A 23,253-nucleotide genomic window follows, 5' to 3' on the forward strand; every position below is an offset into this window, starting at 1 on the left:
GCAGGTGTCGTACATGCGGCTGTTCGGACTCGGGCTGACAGTGGCGGTCGTGGTCGACGCCACGCTGGTGCGGATGCTGCTGGTGCCGGCGTTCATGCACATGCTCGGCCGGGTCAACTGGTGGGCGCCGAAATCGCTGGCCCGCCTGCATGATCGGTTCGGGTTCAATGAAGGCCACGGGCGCGTATCAGATGCCGGAAAAACCAGGTCCGCAGTGGATTCCGGGCCCGACACCGAACCTGCCAAACGTGACTGGCGCACGGTCGCCGACCGAGTGCTCTTCGGCCAGCGTGGGTGAGTAAGCGTCTCGGCGTCGGCCGAATGCCGAGCTAGATTTGTGTCATGCCATCGCGCAGGACGTATACGGCCTACAGCATCGCTTGCGCGGTCACGTGGGCTGTAATTTTGACTGTTGTCGCGGTCGTGTCCCCCGAGCGCCTACACACCTTCCTATTGGTCGGCGCCGGCTGGCTGATCGGATGGATCTCGGCGACGATCGCCCGGTCGGTTTACCCGCCGCCGAAACGCAGTCGGCCGACTTAGCGGCAGCCCGGGTGGGACCATTTGCACATGCACGAGGACGACCCCGACAAGCGCATCGCCGAGCTGGAACATCAGTTGGCCGAGCAGAAGCGCATCGCCGAGCTGGAACTTCAGCTTGCGGAGGCGAAGGGCGTCTATCCGCGCCGGGCCGACCCACCGGGCTTCGGCGGCCAGGCTGGTAGTGGGCCTTACCAGCCGGCCAATGGGGAGCTTGCGCCACGGTCGCCGGCGACCGAACGCAACTGGGTCCTGCGGGCCATCGTCTTGGTCGGCCTCCCTGTTGGTGCGGTAGTTAGCTTCATCACCGCGGCGTACGTGGGAGCAGTGTTCCCCTCGACCGTGCAATGGATGAACGGAATTGTCTGCCGCAACGGCTACCAGCTGGCTTCAAAATCCTCCGGCTACAGCACCCCTTCGGGCGGGTCGGGGACAAGCTGGACCTTCCGATGCGTCCGCGGAGCCAGCTGGTATGAACCCAACGGTCTCGCGGTCATCGGGCTTCAGGCCTTACTCTTCATGCTTGTGCTGTGCGCCGCGGTGGCCGTCGGTGTAGGGGTGTGGCGCCTCTTGAGGCGATGACTACCTTCCACCCGCCCCAGCCATGGTGAGCCTCAACGGCACGTCAGATCCCACCTTGGAGCTCGAAAGCATGCTCGCCGGGCGCGACGGTAAATCAGTCGGGCAATACGCGTAGTCCTACTCATCCGCAGCGGCGCACCGGCCACCATGCTGGTCACATGCCCGCCTGCGACCACCCCGCTCCCGGCCGCGACCTCTGGTTTTCGCCGGATCTAAAGCTGTCGAGCGGGCACAAGAATTTCGCAAGAGTTTCGCGAAGATCGCGCAAGCAGTGGGCCGCACTCTATGTGATGTCGGCCACGGCGGTCGACTCGCAAGAAAGCTCGCGACGCAGTGACCCCCGGCCGCACGGGTGCACTTACCTGAGCGAGCAGCCCAGCGGGTCTCTGGTCCTGAAGTTGGGACCGGTAGCAGCACGGGCGGTGTCCACTTGCACACAGATGCAGCCCACCCGGCGGCATCATCCATCGAAAGGACAGACACCGTGAGCGCCAACCGCGACAACGCCCTGACGCTTCACAGCCCGAGCTTGCGCGAGTCCCGCGTCGCCCACCGTGCCTGCTACACCACCGGGTCACGGGCGCTCGCCACAGTCGACACCGCAACGCTTCCCCGGATCAGGGAGGTGGCTGCCGTGACGCCCTTGCCCTCCGCGTCGCCGGCTCCCCGGAAATGGTGGCAGCAGGGCCTGTACGCGCTGAAGCCGTGGTACACGCGCCAACTGACTCCGATGATCGATTTCGCTGTGGCGCGTCGTATCTCACCGGATGTATTCACCGCGGCCGGAGTAATCGCGGCTGGTGCGGCCAGCGTGACCGTCGCACTGGGCTGGTGGCCGCTGGCGGCGCTGTTTCTGGCGCTGCGGCTGGCCGGCGCCAACCTCGACGGAGCGGTTGCCCGCGCCCGCGGGGTGAGCCGCCCTTGGGGATTCGTTGTCAACGAAATCGGCGACCGCGCATCGGATTTGCTGACCTTCGCCGGGCTGGCGGTCTGGGCGGCGCAGCAGAGCGGCCCGGGCCTGCATTTCCTGTCCTGGCCGGTGCTCATGGTCATGGCGGCGGCACTGGCCGCGACGCTGCCCACGTTCGCCTCGCTGGCCACGGCCGGCGCCGGCGCACAACGGCGCAACGGCGGCCCGCTGGGCAAGACCGAACGCTGCCTGTTCGTGCTGCTGGCCACCGCGTTTCCGGTCGTCCTGCCGGTGGCATGCACGCAGCTGATGAACGGTTCACTGATCACCACCGTGCTGCGGCTGCGGGCCGCCCATCGCGAATTGGCCGCGAAGCAGCAGGACGAGGAACTGGCCGTAGACACGGAGCCGTTGGCGGAGGTGCTGGCATCATGACCGCAAGAATCTCGAGTGTGTTGCGCCACTGGATGTGGCAAGTGGTGGCCGCAGCGTCGGGCGGGCTTACCGTGACCGGGCGCTGGCGGGTGCCGGGCGGCTGTGTGGTGGTGGCCAACCACTCCTCGCACGCTGACACCGCGGCGCTGCTGGCCGCCCTACCCCCCAAGGCTCAACCCGTGTTCGTGGCGGCGGCCGACTACTGGTTCGACGTACCAGTGCGCCGTTTCATCGCCTCCGCGGTGGCCGGCATACTCCCGGTGCGGAGATCCGGTGGGGGAACCTATGAGCAGTTGCTGGCCGCGGCCCGCCCGGCGTTGGAGGCCGGACGCGCGGTCGTCATCTACCCGGAGGGGACGCGCTCGACGGACGGCAGCCTGGGCGAGTTCCGTTCCGGGGCGCTGCGATTGGCGCGTGATTGCGGCGTGCCGATCGTGCCGATCGCCATGTTGGGCACCGCCGACGTGCTGCCCAAGGGTGCCAGCTTCATCTCACCGGCCCCGATGCAGATCCGCATCGGCGAACCCGTCGACCCGAACAGCGTCTCGGGGGAGCAGTTGCGCGAGCAGGTCATGGCACTGCGGGGCGACCCGCTGCCGGAGACGTTCCACCGGTACGAGCTGGCTGCCTGAGCTACGACCACGCCGCGACCACCGCGGAGAGTGCGGCGGTGAAGATTACGGCGGTCACGATCAGGTAGACGCCGTACAGCCGTCGCAGCCAGCGGTGGAAAAGGCTTGACAGCAGCCAGATCACCGAGCCCACCGTCGAGATTCGCAGGCCCCGCTCCAGCAGTGTCCAGCCGGCCAGCTGCCACATGTCGACGCCGTGCTGGCCGGCGGCGCGGGCATACACCTTGACTGGTATCCCCGACAGGGCCTGATGCATGATCGCGCTCGGCCCCTCGGAGAACTGGCCATAAGCCCTCGCCGCCATCCGCGGGGTGGTCAGCGGTGCGGGCAGCAAAACACCGCGAGAAGTCAGCCACGCGTTGGTCAGCACGCCCAGCACGGACCCGGCGATCACCGCCCCGGCCAACGGCATCACCCGGCGCGGGACCGCGGCGGCAAACAGGAACAACGCCATCTCGGCGACGATGAACCAGCTCAGCGCCTCGGCGTAGCCCCAGAGAAATGCCAACGGCAGGCCCAATGGGCCGCCCATCACCCGGGCAATCGCCGACCAGACGCGCGACGGGCGATCCTGCGCGGAAGATTCGTCAGGCATGGCGACCGCCTCGCGGATGCCGGCTTGCGCCGAAACCGATTGCAGCAGCGCCGAACTCTCCGAAGTTCACGTTGCCGCTCATCCGAGTAGATACGCCAGTGGCAGAACCAGCAACAACGAGTCGATCCGGTCGAGCAGACCGCCGAAACCCGGCAGCCACGAACCGGCGTCCTTGACCTGAGCCTGCCGCTTCACCATCGATTCGAGCAGGTCGCCGAGCACCCCGCCGAACCCGACCGCGATGAGCAGGCCGACCGAAATCGTACCCAGCAACGTCAGCACGAGAAACGCCCCCACGACGGCGCCGACCAACCCGCCGATCGTCTTGTTGGGGCTCAACGGTGACAACGGCCGGCGGGCCCAGCCCAAGCGGCGCAACCCTTTTCCGCCACACCAGGCCGCGACGTCGGCGGCGGCCGCGGCGAAGCACACCAGATACGCCTGCTCCCACAACACCACCAGGTGCGCCAGCGACCAGCAGATCCACACCGAGCCGAACGCGGTGAACGAGGTGCGCATCCCGCCGTGTTCGACGTCACCGCTGAGCACCGAGGGCAGCGCACAAGCCAGCACGACGATCGGCGCGAGGCTCAGTAGCGACGGGCGCAGCCAGGCCGCCAGCGGATACAGCACGGCCAGCCCCAGCAGCATGCCGAAGTCGACCTTGCCCAGTTTCACCAGCCGCTCGTACTCGGCCACCGCGACCACGGCCAGCGTGGCGGCCAACACCGCTGTGGTGCCGTGGCCCAACCAAATCGGAATCCCGACCGCCGGGGCGATCATCGCCCAGCTGGTCCACCGCTGGATCAACTCCCGCTTGCGCGAGGCAAACACCGCGATGCCGCCGACCACCAGGAGCCCCACCGTGATCCACATGAAGAAGACAGACCGGGAGTACAGGTGGATGTGCATCGGACCCAGGTCGATGTTGAGCGGCATCCGCCGGTCGAAATGCAAGATCCGCAGGTACCAGTCGACGATCACGGTGTGTGGTCCACGTGAGCCTCCTGGCGAACGGCGGTTCAGGACACGATAAGCCCGGGCTGACAGATTCTGGCGCAGTGCTCGCCTCGACGCGCCGAACGTGGGTGGCGTGGACTTCGAGGAACGAAAACGCGTGCGTATCCTCCACGTTCGACGCAGCACAACGGCGGCGGGCGTACCATCGTCGTTCCGTCGGCATAGAAGGGAGCACCTCGTGAAGATGCGCGCGGCGCGGATGCACGGCTACCGGGAGCCGTTGCGGCTCGAGGAGATAGAAGTGCCCGACTTCGGCCCGGATGAGGTGTTGATCAAGGTCGCAGCTGCCGGCGTCAATTTCGACGACATCAACGACAGCCTGGAGGCGTTGGGTCGCGGTGACATGGTAGGGCGCGCAGTCGCGATCTACGACTGACCGCCACACGCTAGATTTCGCGTTCCCGGTTACCAATCCCCGGCGGGACATAGCCTGCCGTGCACGGCCCCGGTTTGCCGTTGCACGGCGATATCAACCAGCGGCAGTTGCCTTTCAGGCTCAGCCTGCTCATGTCGGGGGACAGCCTGAAGCCGAAGTACTGTCCGGCGTTGTTGGACCTGGTCTCGGGCGGCCGGCCGTCGGAAAACGATTGTTCCTCGACGCATATCGCGTCGGTGGTCGACCCAACGCCGTCCCACCAATCGCCCAGGTTGACGTCCCCGGGTAACAACGTCTCGGTTGGTCCGTACGTGTAGAACTTGTTTACCGGCCGCTGCAGGCCGTTAACGCGCTGCCAATGCCGAGGCCGGAAACCCACACACAACAGCACATCCGGTGCGGCCGCACCGGCTTGCGGATTTGCGTATGTCTGAGAATCCGGATCAGCAGCATCGCAGGGGGCGCCGTCCTTCGGCTGGACGGGCGGGTCGGCCGCACCCACTGGCGCGACGACCAGCGCCGCGGCGATCGTCGCGGCAAAAGTGGTCATCGCCCGGGTCGCACCGCGCCCCATGCCTGCTAACGGTAGGCGCACTGCGCTCTGCGGGGACAGCTTTGGGCAAATCTCACCCGCAGGCGCCGGCTCCCCGGGAAGGAACGCGTTGACGGCACTGGCAAAGCCTTCGGTGCCCGCCCCGGCCGCAAGAATTTCGCATGAATTTCGTGACCAGGTGACAAGCGGTGTGCGGCAGCGTATGTGCTGTCGGTCGGAGCGACCGACCGGGCCAGCAAGACGAAGGAACACAACGTGAAGACCACCCAGACCCTGAAGCAGACCATCGCCGGGGCACTGTTGGCGGGCGGCGTCGTCGCGGCCGGACTCTTGGCGGGCGCAGGCACGGGCCACACGTCCCCGGTGTACGGGACCGGGGACTGTCCCGTCGGACATTATTGCGGCCTCTTGGGGCGTTGACCGCCAGCGGGATTCACCGGCTCGCATCGAGCACCAGCAATCAACACCAAGTGGCCGCAAACGGCGCCTTCGGCGACCGGCTCCGGTCCTTTTGTCCGGAAAGGATTTGACAGTGCCTATCTCCAAAGACGGGATTTACGACTCGGCCACGTCGTTTCAGGCCGGTCAGGTGTTCGCCGGCTACACGATCCTGCGGGAGTTGGGGACCGGTGGGATGGGTGCCGTGTATTTGGCGTCGCATCCACGGTTGCCACGTGAGGATGCGCTGAAGGTGCTACCCGCGGATTTGACCGACGACCCCGAGTTTCGCGGGCGGTTTGAGCGTGAGGCCGAGTTGGCCGCCGGGCTGTCTCATCCACACATCGTGGGAATTCACGACCGCGGCGAGAACGACGGCCACTTCTGGATTTCGATGGACTATGTCGCCGGCACCGACGCGGCTCGCTTGTTGACTGAGCGCTATCGCGCCGGGATGCCGCTGAGTGAGGTGGTGCCGATCATCGCCGCCGTGGCTTCGGCGTTGGACTACGCGCACTATCGGGGGTTGTTGCACCGCGACGTCAAACCGGCCAACATCTTGCTGACCGATCCCGATGCACAGGGACGACGGATTTATCTGGCCGACTTCGGGATTGCGCGGCGCATGGATGACGCCGTGGGTTTGACGGTGACCAATATGACGGTGGGCACCGTGTTCTACGCCGCGCCCGAGCAGCTCCGGGGTGAGGCGATCGACGGGCGTGCCGACCAGTATGCGTTGGCGTGCACCGCATTTCACCTGCTGACCGGCGTCCCGCCGTTTGCCGACTCCAATCCTGCGGTGGTGATCAGTCAGCACGTCAGCGCGCCGGTGCCGTCGATCGGTGCTTACCGGCCCGAGTTGGCGGCACTGGATTCGGTCTTCGCCGCAGCGATGGCCAAAGAGCGATCCGGCCGCTTCGGCACTTGCCGGGAATTCGCCGAGCAACTCGGCCGCTACCTGACCCCGGACTTCGCCTACGCCGGCGAGCTTCCGTTTCGGGCGGGCGACACGGACACCAACCCCAGGCTGGGCGTAGCCGCGCCCACGGTGCCGCTGCAGCCGACGCGCAAGAGGCTGGCGCGACGACCCGGCGCCCTGATCGGCGCGCTGGTAGGCATCGCGCTACTGATCGCCGGCGGTGTCTTTGCCGGCGCGAAGCTGACCAGGCAGCACAATCTGGCCAACACCACGGTGCCCAACACCTCCGCCGCCCCGGCCAAGCCCCCACCCAACACGGGTCCCTTCACCGGCGTCTACCGGGTGGAGTACGGCCGGATCAGCAATGTCGAGGGCGAACCGGCCAAAGGTGCGCCACCCACCGGCGAAACCTGGGCGGTCCGCTCGGTGTGCGGCAGCAATGGGTGCGTCGCGACCGCGTCCCGCCTGACCGGCGAAACCATGCAGGTACCGACGATGGTGCTCGACCAGGTCGGCGACAGCTGGCAGGCCGTCGGCGTCGGCACCACCAATTGCGGCAAAGTCGACGGCGAAGTGTGGGAGGCGTTCACGCTGCAACCACGTCCCGACGGCAGCTTCGCGGGCGAAGCCACCCAACGGATGACAGCGGGCTGCGCCAACAAACGCACCGTGACGTTCATCCGCACCGGGGATGTGGACCTCGGTAGCCTCCCCGACCCGGCCAACCTGCCGCCGCGGGTGGTGTCGCCGGGCGAGGCGCTGCACGGCCGCTACCACCAGGCGAGCGTTCAACCCAACGGCTTCCGCGAGCAGGGCGACTACGCGGTCCACACGGACTGCCTTCGCGCCGGCGATCGGTGCATGAGCACCTTCCACCGACCACCGACTGCGATCATGTTGATGCTTTTCGCCGACGGGAAATGGGTCTACGACCGCACGTTCGACGCCCCGTGTGCCCGGGGCGGCACGACGCACGTGAGAATCCTCGTCCCGTTCCCGTTGCCGCAACCACCACAGGAGCCGGTCGCGCTGATCAGCGGGCACGGTCACGAGGAATTGACGGGGGCGCCCGGTTGCGGCAGCACCGATGTCGACGTGAAGTTCACCCGCATCGGCGACTAGCGTCCGCCACCGGTGGGGGCACGTCTGAGCTGGCTTTTCGTCCATGGCACCCACGCCCGGCGAGGCGAGGTGAGCACTGCGCGCGGCACGGCAGCGTCGCACGTTCGCAACCAGTGGCGCTCCACCGTTGACGCAGACGTAACAAGTTCGGCATCGAACCTCCTTAAGGTGAGTCGGTCCACCTCCGTCCAGGAAGAGCTACGGACCCCCTCAGCGATAGGAACCCAATTGAGCGGAAACGCGGTCCGCCTGCAGGCGATCAACAACGTCGAGGCATACGTCCCCCCGGCCATCAGTTTCGTATCCGGCGAGGCGCCGGGCCAGATCTTTGGCTCCAGCGTCTTCACCAAGGCCGAGATGCAGGCGCGGCTGCCGAAGTCGGTATACAAGTCCATCGTGGCGACCATCGAGAAGGGCGCCAAGCTCGACCCCGCCGTCGCGGACGCGGTCGCGGTAGCGATGAAGGACTGGGCGCTGGAGAAGGGCGCCACCCACTACGCCCACGTCTTCTACCCGATGACCGGCCTGACCGCCGAAAAGCACGACAGCTTCCTGGAACCCATCTCCGACGGACAGACGCTCGCCGAGTTCGCCGGCAAGACCCTCATCCAGGGCGAGCCCGACGCCTCCAGCTTCCCCTCGGGCGGCCTGCGCAGCACGTTCGAAGCGCGCGGCTACACCGGCTGGGACGTGACCAGCCCGGCCTACATCCTGGAGAACCCCAACGGCAACACCCTGTGCATCCCCACGGTCTTCGTCTCTATGACCGGCGAGGCACTGGACTACAAGACGCCGCTGCTGCGAAGCCAGCAGGCCATGGGCATCCACGCCGAGCGCATCCTTGCGCTGTTTGGTCACAAGGACCTGAACAAGGTCGTGTCGTTCTGCGGCCCCGAGCAGGAGTACTTCCTCATCGATCGGCACTTCTTCCTGGCCCGACCGGACCTGGTCAACGCCGGTCGTACCGTGTTCGGCGCCAAGCCGCCCAAAGGCCAGGAGTTCGACGACCACTACTTCGGCTCGGTGCCGGAGCGCGTCCTGGGCTTCATGATGGACACCGAGCGGGAACTGTTCAAACTCGGCATCCCCGCCAAGACCCGGCACAACGAGGTGGCGCCCGGCCAGTTCGAGGTGGCGCCGATGTTCGAGCGGGCCAACATCGCCTCCGACCACCAGCAGCTGCTGATGACGATCTTCAAGACGATCGCCAAAAAGCACGGCATGGAATGTCTGTTCCATGAGAAGCCGTTCGCCGGCGTGAACGGATCCGGCAAGCACGTCAACTTCTCGGTGGGCAACTCCGAGCTCGGCTCGTTGCTGGTCCCGGGTGACACTCCGCACGAGAACGCCCAGTTCCTGGTGTTCTGCGCCGCGGTGATCCGCGCCGTGCACAAGTTCGCGGGACTGCTTCGGGTGTCGGTCGCCTCGGCCACCAACGACCACCGACTGGGCGCCAACGAGGCACCGCCCGCGATCATCTCGATCTTCCTCGGCGAACAGCTCGCCGACGTGTTCGAGCAGATCGCCAAGGGTGCTGCCACGTCGTCAAAGGGCAAGGGCACCATGATCATTGGCGTCGACACGCTGCCCCCGCTGCCGACCGATGCGGGTGACCGCAACCGCACCAGCCCGTTTGCGTTCACCGGCAACCGTTTCGAATTCCGGGCACCGGGCTCCGGACAGACGGTGGCCGTGCCGATGATCGTCCTCAACACGATCATGGCCGATTCGTTCGACTACATGGCCACCATCTTGGAGAAGGCAGTAGCCGACGGCGAGGACTTCGACAAGGCTGTGCAGCAGTTGCTCACCGAGGTCATCACCGAACACGGTGACGTGGTGTACAACGGCGACGGGTACTCGGAGAAGTGGCAGATCGAGGCGGCCGAGCGGGGTCTGCCCAACCTCAAGACCACGCTGGACGCCATTCCCGAGTTGATCAAGCCGGAATCGATCGCACTCTTCGAGAAATACGGGGTGTTCAGCGAACGCGAGCTGCACAGCCGTTACGAGGTCCGCCTGGAGCAGTACGCGCTGACCGTCGCGGTGGAAGCAAAGCTGACGCTGGAGATAGGCACCACGGTCATCCTGCCGGCTGCGGTGCGCTACCAAACCGAGCTCGCGCAGAACGTGGCGGCCCTGAAGAAGGCCGGTGTGGAGCCGAGTTTGACTGCACTGGAAGCGGTTTCGGCTCCGATCGCCGACCTGACCGCTGGCCTGACCTCGCTGAAGGCAGCGCTGTCCGATCATTCGGCCGAATCGGCACTCGACGAGGCCACGCATGCGCAGAAAGCGCTGCTGCCGGTGATGGAGGCGGTGCGGAGCGCCGTCGACATATTGGAAAGCGTTGTGGCCGACGACTTGTGGCCGCTGCCGACCTACCAGGAGATGCTGTACATCCTCTGAGATGCCTAGTCACCGGGCGTTTACTGGCTCTGGGTCCGCACACAGTCCGCAGTAAACGCCTCGGTGAGCATCTGGGCCGCAGCGTTACGGGTCCGGTCCTCTGCCTTCGGCCCAACGCAGACCGCACGCGCAAATAATTAAGCGCGCTTGAACCACAGTCCGCCGTATGGCGGTCGAGACCTGGATTTGATGCAGATTTGATAAGCGGTTGCGAGAGTGGCTTTGCCGAGTTCCCGAGGGGCTTCATCGGACGCGCCGGACCACTCGTCGGGGTGCAAATCGTGGATGTTGAACAAAGGCCCGCCGTCACGAGGGGTGACTTCCCCCGTGTACCTGTCGACGTCGACATTGCCGAGATCGAGATGGATGCACCAGCCGTTATCGCTGTCGGCAAGTCGCCTGACAAATGCTCGGACCTCTTCGACATCCTTCATCGTCGCCGCGTGACCACCGTAGCCGTCGAGGCGAACGACTTGAAAGTTGCTGTCGTGCAGAGCGAACGTACGAAGCTCGTATCCATACGGCTCTAGCTCTGCGTTCAGTTCATCAATCTCGGTCATGGCCGGAGTGTACGGGCATGGCTGCGGCTCCCCAACTGTTCCAGCGAAAGTTAGCTTCTGTTGTCGGTATCGCGTGGCCCGAAGGCCAAGGTAAGCGAGGAGCCGTTGCCGTGGCGTCCACATGGGTCGGAGTCGAAGCGGTTCGCGCAGTTCGGTAAGCGCTTCCTCACGGTGCAGCACGGGCACGGCGCGGGCGGGAATCTCATCATTCGACGACTGGCAGCGGGAGCTTGTGGCGTCCGTTCTGGATGCGGATCCGGTGCCCAGGTTGGCGGGCTGGCTGATCGCACTCGGAAACGGTCAATCCCTTCATCGACCGCGATACGTGGGCATCTCTTGAGGACCGCCGACCGATCCCTGGCGGCGCGGAGTTGTGGTCAGCCTCGACGGCGGTTGGGGCGGAAGCGATTCGGACGCTACCGCTTTGGTTATCGGGCAGATCGGCCCGAAGCCCCATTATGACCTGTTGGCGATCTGGGAGACCGACGGGACGCCGGTTTACCGCATCCCGGTGCTGGACGTCGCGGACGCGATCCGCCAGGCCCGTAAGCGTTGGCGGGTAAAGGAACTGATTGCCGACCCGTTTCGATCGGGTCGAACGCTACAGGTTCTCTCGTAAGAAGGATTGAAGGTTTCCGAATTTCCCTGGAGCCCGTCACGTACTACTAAGGCCACGACTGAGCTATTCAGTTGGGCCACCGCTCGCAAACAAGGTCGACGCGGCGGCAGCCCTACTCATGTGCGCCTCACGGTGCGCGTGGCTGGGCACTCAGAAACGTAAATTCCGAGCGATTGGAACAAGTTGAGCGACAACGATATTTTGGAAGAGGCGCTACAGGCTCTCGATGCGCCGCAAGGCCGCTACGCGAAGTTGGCCTGCTACATGTTTAGGACACAGCGGCTCGCATGGATCTCCCCAGAGAGCCGCAAGGCCCTCGGGAAGTGCGGTATGTGCCAGCGCGGTGTCGTATTGACCGGTGGCCTTTCGTGCGCCGTGGGTCCGCAGGCGGTCCGCAGTTTGTCCCGTTGGCAAGCTTTGGCGGGTTTGCGTAAGCGCTGGTGAGGCCAAGTTTTCACACTCGTAACCATTGGGCCCCACAACAGGAAACGCCAGGTACTAGGTTGCTGAACATCCTCTGACCGATACCGCCAGGAACCGCTAACAGACTTCGTCGGGCGTGGGGTCGGCCGCGCAAGCGGCACTCGGTGATTCGCGACCCCACGCCCGGCGATCCCGCCCGGCGATCCGTGAGCCGACGGTCCGTTTCCGACGACGACCGCGCGTTTCATAAGGTTAGGTTGGCTTACCGCCGACGACCCCCTGTGAGTACTCGCCGCGTTGAAAGGATCCGGTGCCCGCGATGCAGCTTTCGATGGGGATTCCCTCGTTTTCGGCCGAGGCGCCGCCCAACTGGGAACACCTCACCGACTGGGCCCAGCTCTTGGAGGGCTGCGGGTTCGACCGCCTCCTGGTGTCCGAGCACATCGCCTTCGGGATGAACATGGATGCCTACGCGGACCCCAGGAGCGGGGGCACGAAAGGCGGTCGCCAGCCCACCGGACCCGACGGTGACTGGCTGGAACCGCTCACCACGTTGACCTACCTCGCGGCCAGGACTCAACGCATCCGGCTGGGCACGAACATCCTGCTCGCCGCGCTGCGTCCGGCGGCGGTGCTGGCGAAGACCCTGGCCACCATGGATGTCCTGTCCGGCGGTCGCGTCGATCTCGGGGTGGGCGTCGGCTGGCAGCGTGAGGAATACCAGGTGGCCGGAGTCGACTTCGAGAACCGCGGGGCCGTACTGGATCAGACGCTCGAGGTGTGTCAGCGGCTGTGGCAAGAGAATGAGGTGAGCTACCAGTCGGCGACCCTGAGCTTCGACCGGATACATCAGATGCCCAAACCCGTGCAGCCCGGCGGGGTGCCGATCTGGGTAAGCGGGACGGTGAATCGGCCGGTCGCGCGACGGCTCGCCCGCTTCGGAAAGGGCTGGATACCGTGGGGCGAGGACGCGCGCGACATGGCCGGCGGAATCGCACGGATGCGCGCGGCGGTCGAGCGCGCCGGCGGCGACCCGCTCGGGTTCGGCGTCACCGGCACACTGCGGGTGCGGGCCGCCGCGGACGGACGGCCCGATCTGACCGAGGTCGCCGCGAACGCGGTGTCCTTCGCGAAGGCCGGCGTGACCGATCTGAGGATGACGCACTGGCCGCTGCCCGGCGGCGACCGGGAACGTGACATCGCCGCGCTTGCCGATGCGGTGCGCGACGCTACCAGGTGAGCGCACGCGACTAGAAGACGAACTGTAATGTCTACTGTTGATCACCCCAAAGGAGAGATCCAGTGACCGAGCAGAAGATCGCGCCAGATGTCGACGATGATCCGGCGACGCACACTCCGTACTTCGTTCGTGACGAAAACCGCTATGTGCCAAATGTAATCGCGCGCGGGGGATGGGGCCCGTCCATCAGCGGCCACGTCGTCGGCGGGTTGTTGGCCTGGGCGCTGGAGCGCGCGGTCGCCGATCCGCAGCTTCAACCTGCCCGGTTGACCGTCGACCTGCCCCGGCCGACCGAGCTGGTACCGATCGAGGTGCAGACCAGGGTGCAACACGACCGGCGCCGATTGCGGCTCGTCGAGGCCGTCCTGATCCAGCACGGCGAGCCCGTAGCACGGGGGAGCGCGCTGCTCCTGCGCCGCGGTCCCCAGCCCGACGGAGACGTGTGGTCACAGCCGGTGCAGATGCCTCCCATACCGGGTGTCGAGGAAGGCGGACACCCGTCGATCTTCATGCGGACCTACGGCTGGGGCGTCGAGGTGCAGAATCCCGATCCCGAATGGTCCGATAACTCGGGACGCAAATACACCTGGCTGCACGAGACACGCCCGCTGGTCGACAGTGAACCGCTCACTCCGTTCACCCGCGCAGCGATGGCCGGCGACGTCACCGCCTCTCTGGCCAACTGGGGCACCAACGGTTTGCAGTTCATCAACGCCGACTACACCCTCACGCTGAGCCGGCTGCCCGAAGGTCCCCACATCGGGCTGGCCTCACTCACTCACTACAGCAACGACGGGGTGGCCACCGGGTCGGGCGTTGTCCTGGACCACCTGGGCCCGGTAGGCAGTGCGGTGTCGATTTCGATAGCGCACTCGGGATTTCGCCCACCGATGGCAGTGCCGTCTACTGGATGACGCCTTTCTGGACGTTGATCGCCGACACGGCCGGGCGCCAACCGAACCGGCCGCTGCTGGCCGACGACCATGGCCGCAGCCTTACCGCGCGCCAGCTTTTCGACGCCGCATGCACGACCGCGGCAGCTTTCGCCGAGCGCGGGATCCGGGCGGGATCTATGGTGTCCTGGCAGCTGCCCACCACCCTGGAGACCATGGTCGTCATGGCCGCGCTGACCCGGCTCGGTGCGGTGCAGAACCCGATAATCCCGATCCTGCGGGAACAGGAGGTCAGCTTCATCACCGGCCAGCTGGCAACGGAATTCCTTGTGGTACCAGAATTTTGGCGCGGATTCGACCACGGCGGACTTGCCCGGGCGTTGTCCTCGGACCGAGGCTTCGACGTGATCACGCTTGACCTGGAGACACCCCCGACCGCCGGTGGGCTCCGGCTGCCCCGGGCCGGCGCCGAGGCGCTCGCGGCGCCGCCCGCGCCCACCGGCGACATCCGGTGGATCTACTACTCGTCAGGGACCACGGCGTCGCCGAAGGGGATCCGCCACACCGACGCGTCGGTGATAGCCGGGTCGGCCGGCGTTGTGGGTATGGTCGGTGCCACCAGCGGCGATGTGAATCCGATTGTCTTTCCGATAGCGCATATCGGCGGGGCGGCGATGCTGGCCGCCGCTCTTCTGACCGGTATGCGGCTGGTGCTGTTCGAGACTTTCGACCGGGCCGCGACACCGTTACGCATTGCGACGCACAACCCGACCTTCCTGGGCACCGCGACGCCGTTCTTCGTAGCGTACCTGGAAGCCCAACGGGCCCAAGGCAATCGGCCGCTATTCCCGTCGCTGCGCGGCTGCCTGGCCGGAGGCGCACCGATCACCGCGGATCTGGGCCGGGAGGTCCGCGAGACCTTTTCAGTGGCGGGCATCGCCAATGCCTGGGGGCTCACCGAGTTTCCGGTCGCGACTTCACCGTGCCTTACCGCGACGCCGGACGTGCTGGACCACACCGTCGGTGCGCCCGTCCCGGGGGTCAGCGTCCGGGTGGTCGACAACCGCGAACGCGAGCTGCCTGTCGGGCGGGAAGGCGAGTTGCGGCTCAAGGGACCCCAATGCTTCCACGGCTATGCAGACGCCACGCTTGATGCCGGCGCGTTCGACAGCGACGGTTGGCTGCGCACAGGCGATCTCGGCCTGGTCGATGCGAATGGCAATGTCCACGTCACTGGACGCATCAAAGATGCGATCATCCGCAACGCAGAGAACCTCTCGGCCCTCGAGATCGAAAATGTGCTCGTCACCCATCCAGCGGTGGCCGATGTGGCGGTCATCGGAGTCCCGGATCGTGACGCCGGGGAACGGGTGTGCGCCGTGGTGGTGCCTCGTTCAGCCGACGGCGTCTCGTTGGAATCGCTAGTGCAGCACTGCCGTTCACGAGGGCTGAGTCGTTACAAGTTTCCCGAACGCCTGGTGGTTGTCGATACGCTGCCGCGCAACCCGTATGGAAAAGTCATCAAGAAGGAACTTCGGGAGGCCTTCGGCTAAGCCGGAAGGTTCAACGTCGGCGCGCGCCGGCGAGCAAGTCCTGAAAGGCGTTCTCCATGCATTCGGCGTATCTGGCCGGATCGGGCAGCGCGTCACGGTCCGCGGTGGCACCGATTGACAGAGTCCCGTTGTAGCTGGCTACCACATGGATGAGGTTCAGGCCGCCGATCAGCGGCCCGAGACCGGCGGCGCGCACGAGTTGGGCGCCGCAGAAGAAGATCGGTTCGGTCGGGCCCGGCACATTGGTGACGGTCGTGTTGGCGACGGTCGGGCCCGAGAACGGAAGCACGCTGGCGGCCTTCGCGGTGATCCCGAGCAGTGAAGTCGGCAGTGTCCCAATCAGTTCGAGCAGTTGGGTTCTGGCTGAGTGCTCCGATCCCGAACGGCTCTCGGCGGTTTCCTCGGCGATGGCCGTGAGTCGCTCGATCGGATCGGCGATGTCGGTGCCGAGCGTTTGCAACCGGCCGAAGACCATGTTTCCCTTCCCGCTCTGGTCACCCGCGTCACGCATCGAGATCGGGCACGCGGCAATCAGCGACTGATCGGGAAGCTCGCCGTGAGCATCCAGATACTGCCTCAGGGCCCCTCCGACATAGGCGAGCGCGACATCGTTGACTGTGGAGCCCGGCACGGTGGTCTTGATCAGCTTGAAATCGGCCAGATCATGGAACCGGGCCTCGAAAACGCGGTGCGGTGAGACTGTTTGGTTGAACCGGGTCTTCGGCGGAAAAGTTGGCTTGCCGCCCTCGGTGACCCTGCTCACGACGCCGCCGATCAGCTTGACGGGCAAGCCGGCCAGGCCACGGACCGCTTTAGGAGCACTCGAAGCCAGCACCGCGCCGGTCCGCACCGGATAAAGCGCCGCGTCAATCGCGGTGCGCGCAAGTAAGTTTGAGGTCGTGGGCAAACCGGCCGGCTGCCACGGCCGGTCGGGTCCGGCCGGGCGTGGGCTGTCGGCGGCAAGGTCGTGCATCGCCGCGATCAGCTGAATGCTCGCCATGCCGTCGACCGCACAGTGGTGCAGTTTGAGCGCCATGGCGAACGAGCCCTTCGGCACTCCGGGAACGGAATTCAGACCCTCGATGACGGTGATCTCCCAGGGCGGACGCCGCAGATCGATCTGGCGGGCGTGCAGCCGCGCGATCTGGATACAGAGCTGCCGCCAGTCACCGGGCTGCGGCAGTCCAATATGGCGAACGTGATATTCGAGATCGAAGCTCGGATCGTCCACCCAGTACGACCTACCCAAACCGCCGGGCAGCTCGATCAGCCGTCGCCGAAAGACATCCGAGAGATGCAGCCGGGCGTCCAGCTCTTCGAGGATCCCCTTGAACGTCACCTTGCCGTTCGGGGCGGTTGACGGGTCATAGATCAGGAGCATCTGAATCTGTAACGGGGTCTCCGGTCCTTCCCCGCGCAGCATCATGTCGTCGGTCCAACTCAACTGCTGCACAGGCCACCCCTTCGCGCGCTTCCTTCCAAAGGGTAGGCCACGCAGGTCGGGTGCCAGCCTCAACTGTGCCGCTGATGATTTTGCTGATGGATCGAGGCGCAACGCTGGGCATCGATTCGATGGGCTGCAATCCAACTGGCATCAGGCGTCGATGGGGGAGCTGCGCAGCCTGGCAACCGAGCACGGCCGTGGCCGGTGTTTCGCCACAACGACAATTCGGCGGCGGGCGCCAGCATAATAATGTTGCCCTGATGGTACTTGGACTGTCGCAGAACTGAGCCGGGATGCGTTTGGTGGATGAGGAACCGGCCGCCTTCTATGGCCCGCAGTGTGCGCAGCCGGGTTCGCGATTCGGCCACTACCGGCTGAAGCGGTTGCTGGGTAAGGGTGGGTTCGGTCAGGTGTGGATGGCCGAAGACACTGTGATGGATCGCGTAGTGGCAGTTAAGTTGCTGAAGCCGGACTACTCGGATAACGAAAGCTTCCGGCAGCGGCTGTTCCGGGAGGCGCACGCTGCCGGGCGGCCGTACGAGCCGCACGTCGTGCCCATCCACCACTGCGGGGAAATCGATGGGCAGCTTTACCTCGACATGCGGAATCATTGACGGGTCCGACCTGCAGGCTGTGTTGGCCCGGGAGGGGCCGCTGGACCCGGAGCGTGCAGTTGCAATTGTGCGCCAGATCGCCGCAGCCCTGGACGCCGCCCACGCGGCTGAGCTGATTCACCGTGACGTCAAACCCGCCAATATCGTGCTCGCAGAGGGTGATTTCGCCTATCTGTTGGATTCGGCCTGGCCGGCCAGGCCGGCAGATGGAGAGCCTGCGCTGGGAAGACGGTCACCGATGGGCTCAACGGAACCACGGAAACTTGGGACTTCGGCGATCTCGTCGGCGACGCGCCGAAGCTCGCGATCAGGTACAACAGGCACAACGCCCGTGGCTGGACCTGCCAGCGGGTGCTGGATGTGGTGATGAACGTGGTCATCGATGTCAAAGCCTGTGCCTGCAAGATAGACAACGAGGGCGTCCAGGTCGCCGACAAGATCGCCAGCAAAGCACCCCACTAGCGCCATGGCAGGTAGTACCCGCCGTTAATGGATTCACCCTTTCGAGTTGAGTAGCCTGGAACGTCGCGGTTGCCGTCGTGGCGCGCGGCTGATTCGAAATGGGTTCGGGTGAGGAGGCGCACATGCAGCCGTCTCGACGACCCGATGAATCCTTCGGGTCCGTTCCCCCCGATATCCGCGCGCTAGTGATGCCGGCAGTGCTCGACGAGTTGGCCCGCTGGGGTGTCGAGCGGTTCAGCGTCGAGGCGCTGGCCGAGCGCCACCACCTCGACGCAGCGGTGATCTACCGCTACTGGGGCACTCGCCAACGCCTGATCGTCGACGCCGCTCTCGGTGAGAGCGACGACTTGCGCAACGCAACCGACACCGGCTCGTTGCGCGGAGACCTGCTGGCGATGGCCCGCAGCGTCACCGACCACCTCAACACCGAGGTCGGACGCACGTTCGTGCGGGCGTTGGTCATGGACCGTCGCGGGCGTCACGACGAAAGCACGCGAATGATGTTCTGGCGGGCTCGTTTTGCCACCGTGCGCGCTGTCGTGGATCGGGCTAGGGAGCGTGGTGAAATACGCGAGGACGTCCCTACGGTGGCTGCCGTGCAAATCGTCCTGGCGCCGCTGTATGTCCGCGCTCTTTACACGGAGGATCCCATCGACGACGACTACTGCGTGGCCATCGCCGACTTGGGATGGCATGCGCTGGCCCGCGAGTAGCGGTTAGCCCCGCGGATAACCCCGACGCATGGTGCGGTCGAGGATGCCCAGCGTGGCCCGCAGCGCACCCTCGGAGATCACCGGGAAAATTCCTGCCTCGCGCCACTTCTGGTCGATATTCGACCAGTCGTAGAACGAGGTGACCACGGTGCCCGCGCCGTCGTCGGCCGGCTCGAGCCGATAGCCGTAGACATGACCGATCTGCGGACGGATCTGGCCGAGAATCGTCCACGCGATAAGCCGATCCGGTTCGAACTCGGTGATCTCGACGGTGACGTCATACTTGCCGAGTTGCGGAAAGTCATTGAGCGACTCGCGATCCATGTGGACCACAAAGCTGTCGCCGACGGCACCTACCGGGTCGCCTTCGGCGCCCTGCAGCATCCCGGACGAGTCGATCGTCACCTGGCCCTGTGGATCGCACAGCACCGCGAAGATATCGGCCGCCGGTGCCTCGATAGTGCGTTGGGTCTCGATACGTTCGGTCATCAGTCCTCGCAGCCGCCGACGATATGTCGCCGCTTACTCTACGACGCTCGACTGGGTCGACTGCTAGGTGGCTGCCGCTGACCGGCTAATGGATTGCGCGAGTAGAAAATCCGCGCAGCGCTCGCCGATCATGATGCAGGGCGCGTTGGTGTTGGCGCGGGGAATCCGCGGCAGCGCCGAGGCGTCGGCGACGCGGAGGCTCTCGACACCGCGGACACGAAGTTGCTCGTCGAGCGGGCTGTCGGGTTCCCTGCCCATCGCGACGGTGCATGCCGGATGGGCGGTGGTGATCGCGGTGTCCCGGATGCTGGTCTCGATGTCCGCGCCGGGGCCGGGAAGAAGTTCATGGTCGACGGCGGATGCGATCGGCTCGGTCGCGATGATCTCGCGAGTGCGCTGCACCCCCCGCACGAGTGCGTCGACGTCATCGCGTTCGCTGAGCAGGTTCATCCGGATGGCCGGCGCGATCGCGGGATCCGCTGAACGGACCATCACGCTGCCGCGACTCTTCGGCGTCCAGTACGAGAGCCCCACCGACAACACCGGCCGCAGCCGCCGGAGGCCCTTGGTGTCACCCAGCACGTCGATAGGAGCGAAGAAAAGCTGGATGTCGCATGCCGGTAGTTCGGCCGTCGAACGCAGGTGCGCGAGCGCTTCGGCGACGTTACTGGCGAGTTTGCCGCTGCGACGTAAGAGCCACTGCAGCAACCACTTCGGATTCGCGGCGTCGGCCAGCCCGACATAGCCGGGCGCCAGGGCCCATTGCGCGAACGCGTTGGGGTGGTCGGTGAGTCCCTCGCCGACCCGGGGGCTGTCGACGAGCGTGGGGATGCCAACCCGGCGCAGCTGATCCGCCGGACCGATGCCCGACAGTTGTAGCAGCTGCGGAGTGCCGAAAGCGCCTGCGCCCAAGACAATCTCGCGGTTGGCGAACGCTCGCTGGGTGCGTCCCCGCTGGCGGTATTCGATACCGACGGCCCGGTCCTTGCTGATGATCACCCGGTGGACGCGGGCCTTCTTGACGACGGTCAGATTGCTCTGGCGCCGCAGGTAGGCACGGGCTGTGGTCCAGCGCTGGCCTTCATGGATGGTGACGGGAGCGATTGCGGCACCGTCAAGTTCGGGCCCGCTGATGTCATCGGTGGCGGCGACACCACTGGCACGCGCGGCGGCGACGAAACGCCGAGACAACTCGTCAGGAGATAACACGCGAGTGACGCGCATCGGTCCCTCCTCAATCCGCGCGAATACGGGTGCCACATCCTTCCACGCCCAGCCGGGCAGCCCCCAGCCGTCGTAATCGAGGTTGCTGCCCTTGACCCAGACCATCGCGTTCATTGCGCTGGTGCCGCCCAGAACGCGCCCGCGGGGCTGCTTGATCCGCCGGTCGGCGCAGCCGGGCTCCGGCTCGGATTCATATGCCCAATCCAGCGAAGTCCCGAACTGCATGCCATAGGCCACCGGAGCCCGGATCGAGAATCGGCGCTCGGAGCCGCCGGCTTCGACCAGCAGCACGCTGGCTGACGATTCGGCGGCCAACCGGCCAGCCGCCGCGCAGCCGGCAGAGCCGGCACCGACCACGATGAAGTCATAGCCCGCCGTCATGTTGCCACTTACCTACATCCCAAATATCAAGTAGGACAACACGGCTGTCATACCCTGCGGCGGAGCACACGAACGACAGCCACCACCGCGCCGACGATGAGCGCGGCGACCAACGCCTGCAGCCCCATCACCGCGTACGCGCTGACGTCATACCAGCCGGTGTCGCTGACGCATCGGTAGCTCACGCTGGTGCCCGATTGACCTGGTTTGTAACTGTACTTCGAGGTGCTGCTGACCAGGCGGTACGGGCTGCGGCAGACGATGCCGCTCATCCACAGCGCGCTCGACGGGAACAGGGCGGTCAGTGTCGCCGCGCCGCCGACGCACAGGCCCAACACCCCGGCGAGCATCCCGACGATCGCCCCGAAACGGTTGGCGCCGGAGAGCTTGCGCCGCGGCTGCGGGCGGTCGAACCCGGCGTGCGACCCCAAGCCGGGCTGCGGATGCGCGGTTGGCGCACCCATATTGGTCGTGGTGCCGAAGTGTTGTGGTCCATCTGGACCGGAATAGACAACCGAGTGTCCGGTTTTGATCGTCACGTTGCCGCGTCGCAGGGCGTCGCTGATTTTTTCCGGCGAGATGCCCGCGTCGGCCGCGGCCCTCCTCATCGCCTCTCGGAATTGTGCGAGCTCCGGACCGGACGGTCCGTCGGGCCCCAAAGTCTCACCGCTCCACAAGCCTTCCCACAGTGCCTGTGCCTTTCGGCGTGCCCGCTCGTCGGCATCGGCCTGGCGGGCGCCTGTCTGCGCGTCCGAGAACTGCGGTGGATTCGCGCGAAGCGCCGCCTTCAGTTCGGCCAACTGGCGTTCCAGTTCGGCGATGCGCTTTTCCGGGTCCTCGTCGATCACCACCCGATGCTCCCACGAGGGGGGCCACTGGTGTAGCAAACCCGAGAACTCGGGCACTGCCACCCATTACCGCCGCGCGAGCGGCCGCGAATGTACGCGGGTCACGGCGTGTCGGCGGACAAATGCGCGCGTTCGCGCCGGGCGCCGCGGTTGTGCGACCATTTGCCTGTCCAGGCTCGAGAAGGAAGGCGTCATGCCCGGGTTCGGGAAGAAGCTCAAAGCGTTGACGGACGAGGTCAAACGCGCCAGACAAGCCGAGTTCGAGCGGCTGGTCGCCGTCCCGCCTGCGGCGGACCTGGCCGCAGAGCTTATGCCGGCGTTCGGCCCGCACGGGCCCAAGCGTGGCAAACCCCTCACCATTGACGACGTCGCCGGCTGGATGATCCGCGACTACCGACTCAACTTTCGTGAGCGAGCGCTGTGCCTGACGAAACTCAGCGGACCGATAGCGGAGGCCTTGCAAGTGTTGGCGCACGCCGAACTGGTCTACGTGACTACGGATGGCGACGCACCCGACCATTGGCGGGCCACTAATGTGGGCCTCGCCTCGCTCGCCAACGGCACCTACCGGCAGCGCATCTCCGAACGAAACAGCGCAGCGACCGCCGCCCCGCCGCACCAGTCGACCGTCGAACGCCTGCAGGAACTGGAGACACTGCGCGCCGCCGACGTGATCTCGGAGAGCGAATACCACGCCAAGCGGGCACAGATCATCAGCGAAATATGAGCCGTGCGCCGGCCTTAAGGACCGCATGACCCTGGCTTAAAGATCGCCCGTCGTGCGATAGCCCGCCGGCGTATCGAGCGGTCACACGGTGAACTCGCATCTGCGCAACGCGTTCGCCAAGCTCGACATCAGGTCGCGCAATGAGTCGGGGCGCGTGCTCAACGGCACCGGCTAGACGCGTCGAACGTAGGGGATACGCAAGCCTTTTGACTTGTCCCACGTATCACCCACCTTCGGCAAGCAGACTGTGACTCATGCTCCGCGTCAGTGGGGAACCGCCGGCACGCTGTTACCGTAATCTGACGGTTTCCACTGCGCTGAGTGGCGCTGAGTGAGGGATCTGCGAATGCGGCTCTTGAGAATCGCGGTTGCTATGGGCAGCCTGTTGGCACTGCTGTGCGGCTGCACCCCACCACCGCCGCCGACAGCGGCACCGAAATCGAGTCCACCAGCGAAATCCGAACCGGTCCTGACCGGGACCTTCAAAGTTCAAGTCGCAAACAATATCTCCGACGACGGCAAATCGAGCCCC

21 protein-coding genes and 3 pseudogenes are annotated in these 23,253 nt (G+C 65.7%); 16 read left to right on the forward strand and 8 right to left on the reverse strand.

What is annotated here, in order from left to right; translation table 11 throughout:
* The 4 genes and pseudogenes from VML93_RS37005 to VML93_RS37020 all read left to right on the forward strand — a co-directional run.
* Positions 1-298, forward strand: a pseudogene (locus VML93_RS37005) (hypothetical protein); the annotation flags it as partial.
* Positions 299-570: 272 nt separating this feature from the next.
* Entirely contained in the window at positions 571-1,122 is a 552-nt protein-coding gene (locus VML93_RS37010; protein ID WP_325618610.1) for a hypothetical protein, read from the forward strand.
* A gap of 484 nt (positions 1,123-1,606) precedes the next feature.
* Positions 1,607-2,467, forward strand: a complete 861-nt coding sequence (locus tag VML93_RS37015) for a CDP-alcohol phosphatidyltransferase family protein (protein WP_325618612.1) — start codon at positions 1,607-1,609, stop codon at positions 2,465-2,467.
* The gene (locus VML93_RS37020) at positions 2,464-3,099 is read left to right on the forward strand and encodes a lysophospholipid acyltransferase family protein (RefSeq protein WP_325618614.1); all 636 of its coding nucleotides are present in this window, start codon (positions 2,464-2,466) and stop codon (positions 3,097-3,099) included. Before VML93_RS37015 ends, VML93_RS37020 begins: the two co-directional genes overlap by 4 nt.
* A gap of 1 nt (position 3,100) precedes the next feature.
* On the opposite strand, the gene VML93_RS37025 is transcribed toward VML93_RS37020, so the two are convergent.
* Positions 3,101-3,694, reverse strand: a complete 594-nt coding sequence (locus tag VML93_RS37025; protein ID WP_325618616.1) for a hypothetical protein — start codon at positions 3,692-3,694, stop codon at positions 3,101-3,103.
* Positions 3,695-3,772: 78 nt separating this feature from the next.
* Positions 3,773-4,678: a phosphatidate cytidylyltransferase gene (locus tag VML93_RS37030; RefSeq protein ID WP_325618618.1), complete on the reverse strand. Its 906-nt coding sequence runs from the start codon at positions 4,676-4,678 to the stop codon at positions 3,773-3,775.
* Positions 4,679-4,892: 214 nt separating this feature from the next.
* On the opposite strand from VML93_RS37030, the gene VML93_RS37035 reads away from it, so the two are divergent.
* Positions 4,893-5,090 carry a hypothetical protein gene (locus tag VML93_RS37035; RefSeq protein ID WP_325618620.1) on the forward strand — a complete coding sequence of 66 codons (198 nt, stop codon included), beginning with the start codon at positions 4,893-4,895 and terminating at the stop codon, positions 5,088-5,090.
* Positions 5,091-5,100: 10 nt separating this feature from the next.
* On the opposite strand, the gene VML93_RS37040 is transcribed toward VML93_RS37035, so the two are convergent.
* Positions 5,101-5,664, reverse strand: a complete 564-nt coding sequence (locus VML93_RS37040) for a hypothetical protein (RefSeq protein ID WP_325618621.1) — start codon at positions 5,662-5,664, stop codon at positions 5,101-5,103.
* A 511-nt stretch (positions 5,665-6,175) separates the two neighbouring features.
* On the opposite strand from VML93_RS37040, the gene VML93_RS37045 reads away from it, so the two are divergent.
* A complete protein-coding gene (locus VML93_RS37045; protein ID WP_325618623.1) occupies positions 6,176-8,125 on the forward strand; it encodes a serine/threonine-protein kinase in 1,950 nt (649 codons plus the stop codon).
* Positions 8,126-8,353: 228 nt separating this feature from the next.
* Entirely contained in the window at positions 8,354-10,531 is a 2,178-nt protein-coding gene (locus VML93_RS37050) for a glutamine synthetase III (protein WP_325618625.1), read from the forward strand.
* A gap of 137 nt (positions 10,532-10,668) precedes the next feature.
* On the opposite strand, the gene VML93_RS37055 is transcribed toward VML93_RS37050, so the two are convergent.
* The gene (locus VML93_RS37055) at positions 10,669-11,091 is read right to left on the reverse strand and encodes a hypothetical protein (protein ID WP_325618627.1); all 423 of its coding nucleotides are present in this window, start codon (positions 11,089-11,091) and stop codon (positions 10,669-10,671) included.
* Between the two features lie 373 nt (positions 11,092-11,464).
* Between VML93_RS37055 and VML93_RS37060 the strand changes: the two genes are divergently transcribed.
* From VML93_RS37060 to VML93_RS37075, 4 genes are all read left to right on the forward strand, one after another.
* Positions 11,465-11,710, forward strand: coding sequence for a hypothetical protein (locus VML93_RS37060; RefSeq protein WP_325618629.1), 246 nt, complete (start codon positions 11,465-11,467; stop codon positions 11,708-11,710).
* Between the two features lie 733 nt (positions 11,711-12,443).
* The gene (locus tag VML93_RS37065) at positions 12,444-13,373 is read left to right on the forward strand and encodes a TIGR03619 family F420-dependent LLM class oxidoreductase (protein WP_325618631.1); all 930 of its coding nucleotides are present in this window, start codon (positions 12,444-12,446) and stop codon (positions 13,371-13,373) included.
* Between the two features lie 77 nt (positions 13,374-13,450).
* Positions 13,451-14,287, forward strand: a complete 837-nt coding sequence (locus VML93_RS37070; protein ID WP_325618645.1) for an acyl-CoA thioesterase domain-containing protein — start codon at positions 13,451-13,453, stop codon at positions 14,285-14,287.
* Positions 14,284-15,819 carry a class I adenylate-forming enzyme family protein gene (locus VML93_RS37075; protein WP_325618633.1) on the forward strand — a complete coding sequence of 512 codons (1,536 nt, stop codon included), beginning with the start codon at positions 14,284-14,286 and terminating at the stop codon, positions 15,817-15,819. Before VML93_RS37070 ends, VML93_RS37075 begins: the two co-directional genes overlap by 4 nt.
* A 10-nt stretch (positions 15,820-15,829) precedes the next feature.
* Here VML93_RS37075 and VML93_RS37080 read toward each other — a convergent pair whose 3' ends face one another.
* Positions 15,830-17,272 carry a wax ester/triacylglycerol synthase family O-acyltransferase gene (locus VML93_RS37080; RefSeq protein WP_325618634.1) on the reverse strand — a complete coding sequence of 481 codons (1,443 nt, stop codon included), beginning with the start codon at positions 17,270-17,272 and terminating at the stop codon, positions 15,830-15,832.
* A 284-nt stretch (positions 17,273-17,556) separates the two neighbouring features.
* Between VML93_RS37080 and VML93_RS37085 the strand changes: the two are divergent.
* The 3 genes and pseudogenes from VML93_RS37085 to VML93_RS37090 all read left to right on the forward strand — a co-directional run.
* A pseudogene (locus tag VML93_RS37085) lies at positions 17,557-18,058 on the forward strand (serine/threonine-protein kinase); the annotation flags it as partial.
* A gap of 5 nt (positions 18,059-18,063) precedes the next feature.
* On the forward strand, positions 18,064-18,339 hold the full coding sequence (locus tag VML93_RS38805) for a sensor domain-containing protein (RefSeq protein WP_414686545.1): 276 nt from the start codon (positions 18,064-18,066) through the stop codon (positions 18,337-18,339).
* A 122-nt stretch (positions 18,340-18,461) separates the two neighbouring features.
* Positions 18,462-19,052, forward strand: a complete 591-nt coding sequence (locus VML93_RS37090) for a TetR-like C-terminal domain-containing protein (protein WP_325618636.1) — start codon at positions 18,462-18,464, stop codon at positions 19,050-19,052.
* A gap of 3 nt (positions 19,053-19,055) precedes the next feature.
* Here VML93_RS37090 and VML93_RS37095 read toward each other — a convergent pair whose 3' ends face one another.
* The 3 genes from VML93_RS37095 to VML93_RS37105 all read right to left on the reverse strand — a co-directional run bounded on the left by VML93_RS37095 (position 19,056) and on the right by VML93_RS37105 (position 21,997).
* On the reverse strand, positions 19,056-19,541 hold the full coding sequence (locus tag VML93_RS37095; protein ID WP_325618638.1) for an SRPBCC family protein: 486 nt from the start codon (positions 19,539-19,541) through the stop codon (positions 19,056-19,058).
* 63 nt (positions 19,542-19,604) lie between these two features.
* A complete protein-coding gene (locus VML93_RS37100; RefSeq protein ID WP_325618639.1) occupies positions 19,605-21,146 on the reverse strand; it encodes a GMC family oxidoreductase in 1,542 nt (513 codons plus the stop codon).
* A 47-nt stretch (positions 21,147-21,193) separates the two neighbouring features.
* On the reverse strand, positions 21,194-21,997 hold the full coding sequence (locus VML93_RS37105) for an ABC transporter C-terminal domain-containing protein (protein WP_325618641.1): 804 nt from the start codon (positions 21,995-21,997) through the stop codon (positions 21,194-21,196).
* A 190-nt stretch (positions 21,998-22,187) separates the two neighbouring features.
* Between VML93_RS37105 and VML93_RS37110 the strand changes: the two genes are divergently transcribed.
* Positions 22,188-22,721: a hypothetical protein gene (locus VML93_RS37110; protein ID WP_325618643.1), complete on the forward strand. Its 534-nt coding sequence runs from the start codon at positions 22,188-22,190 to the stop codon at positions 22,719-22,721.
* Positions 22,722-23,067: 346 nt separating this feature from the next.
* Positions 23,068-23,253: pseudogene (locus VML93_RS37115) on the forward strand (hypothetical protein); the annotation flags it as partial.

Source organism: Mycobacterium sp., assembly GCF_035499775.1.
Classification (GTDB): domain Bacteria; phylum Actinomycetota; class Actinomycetes; order Mycobacteriales; family Mycobacteriaceae; genus Mycobacterium.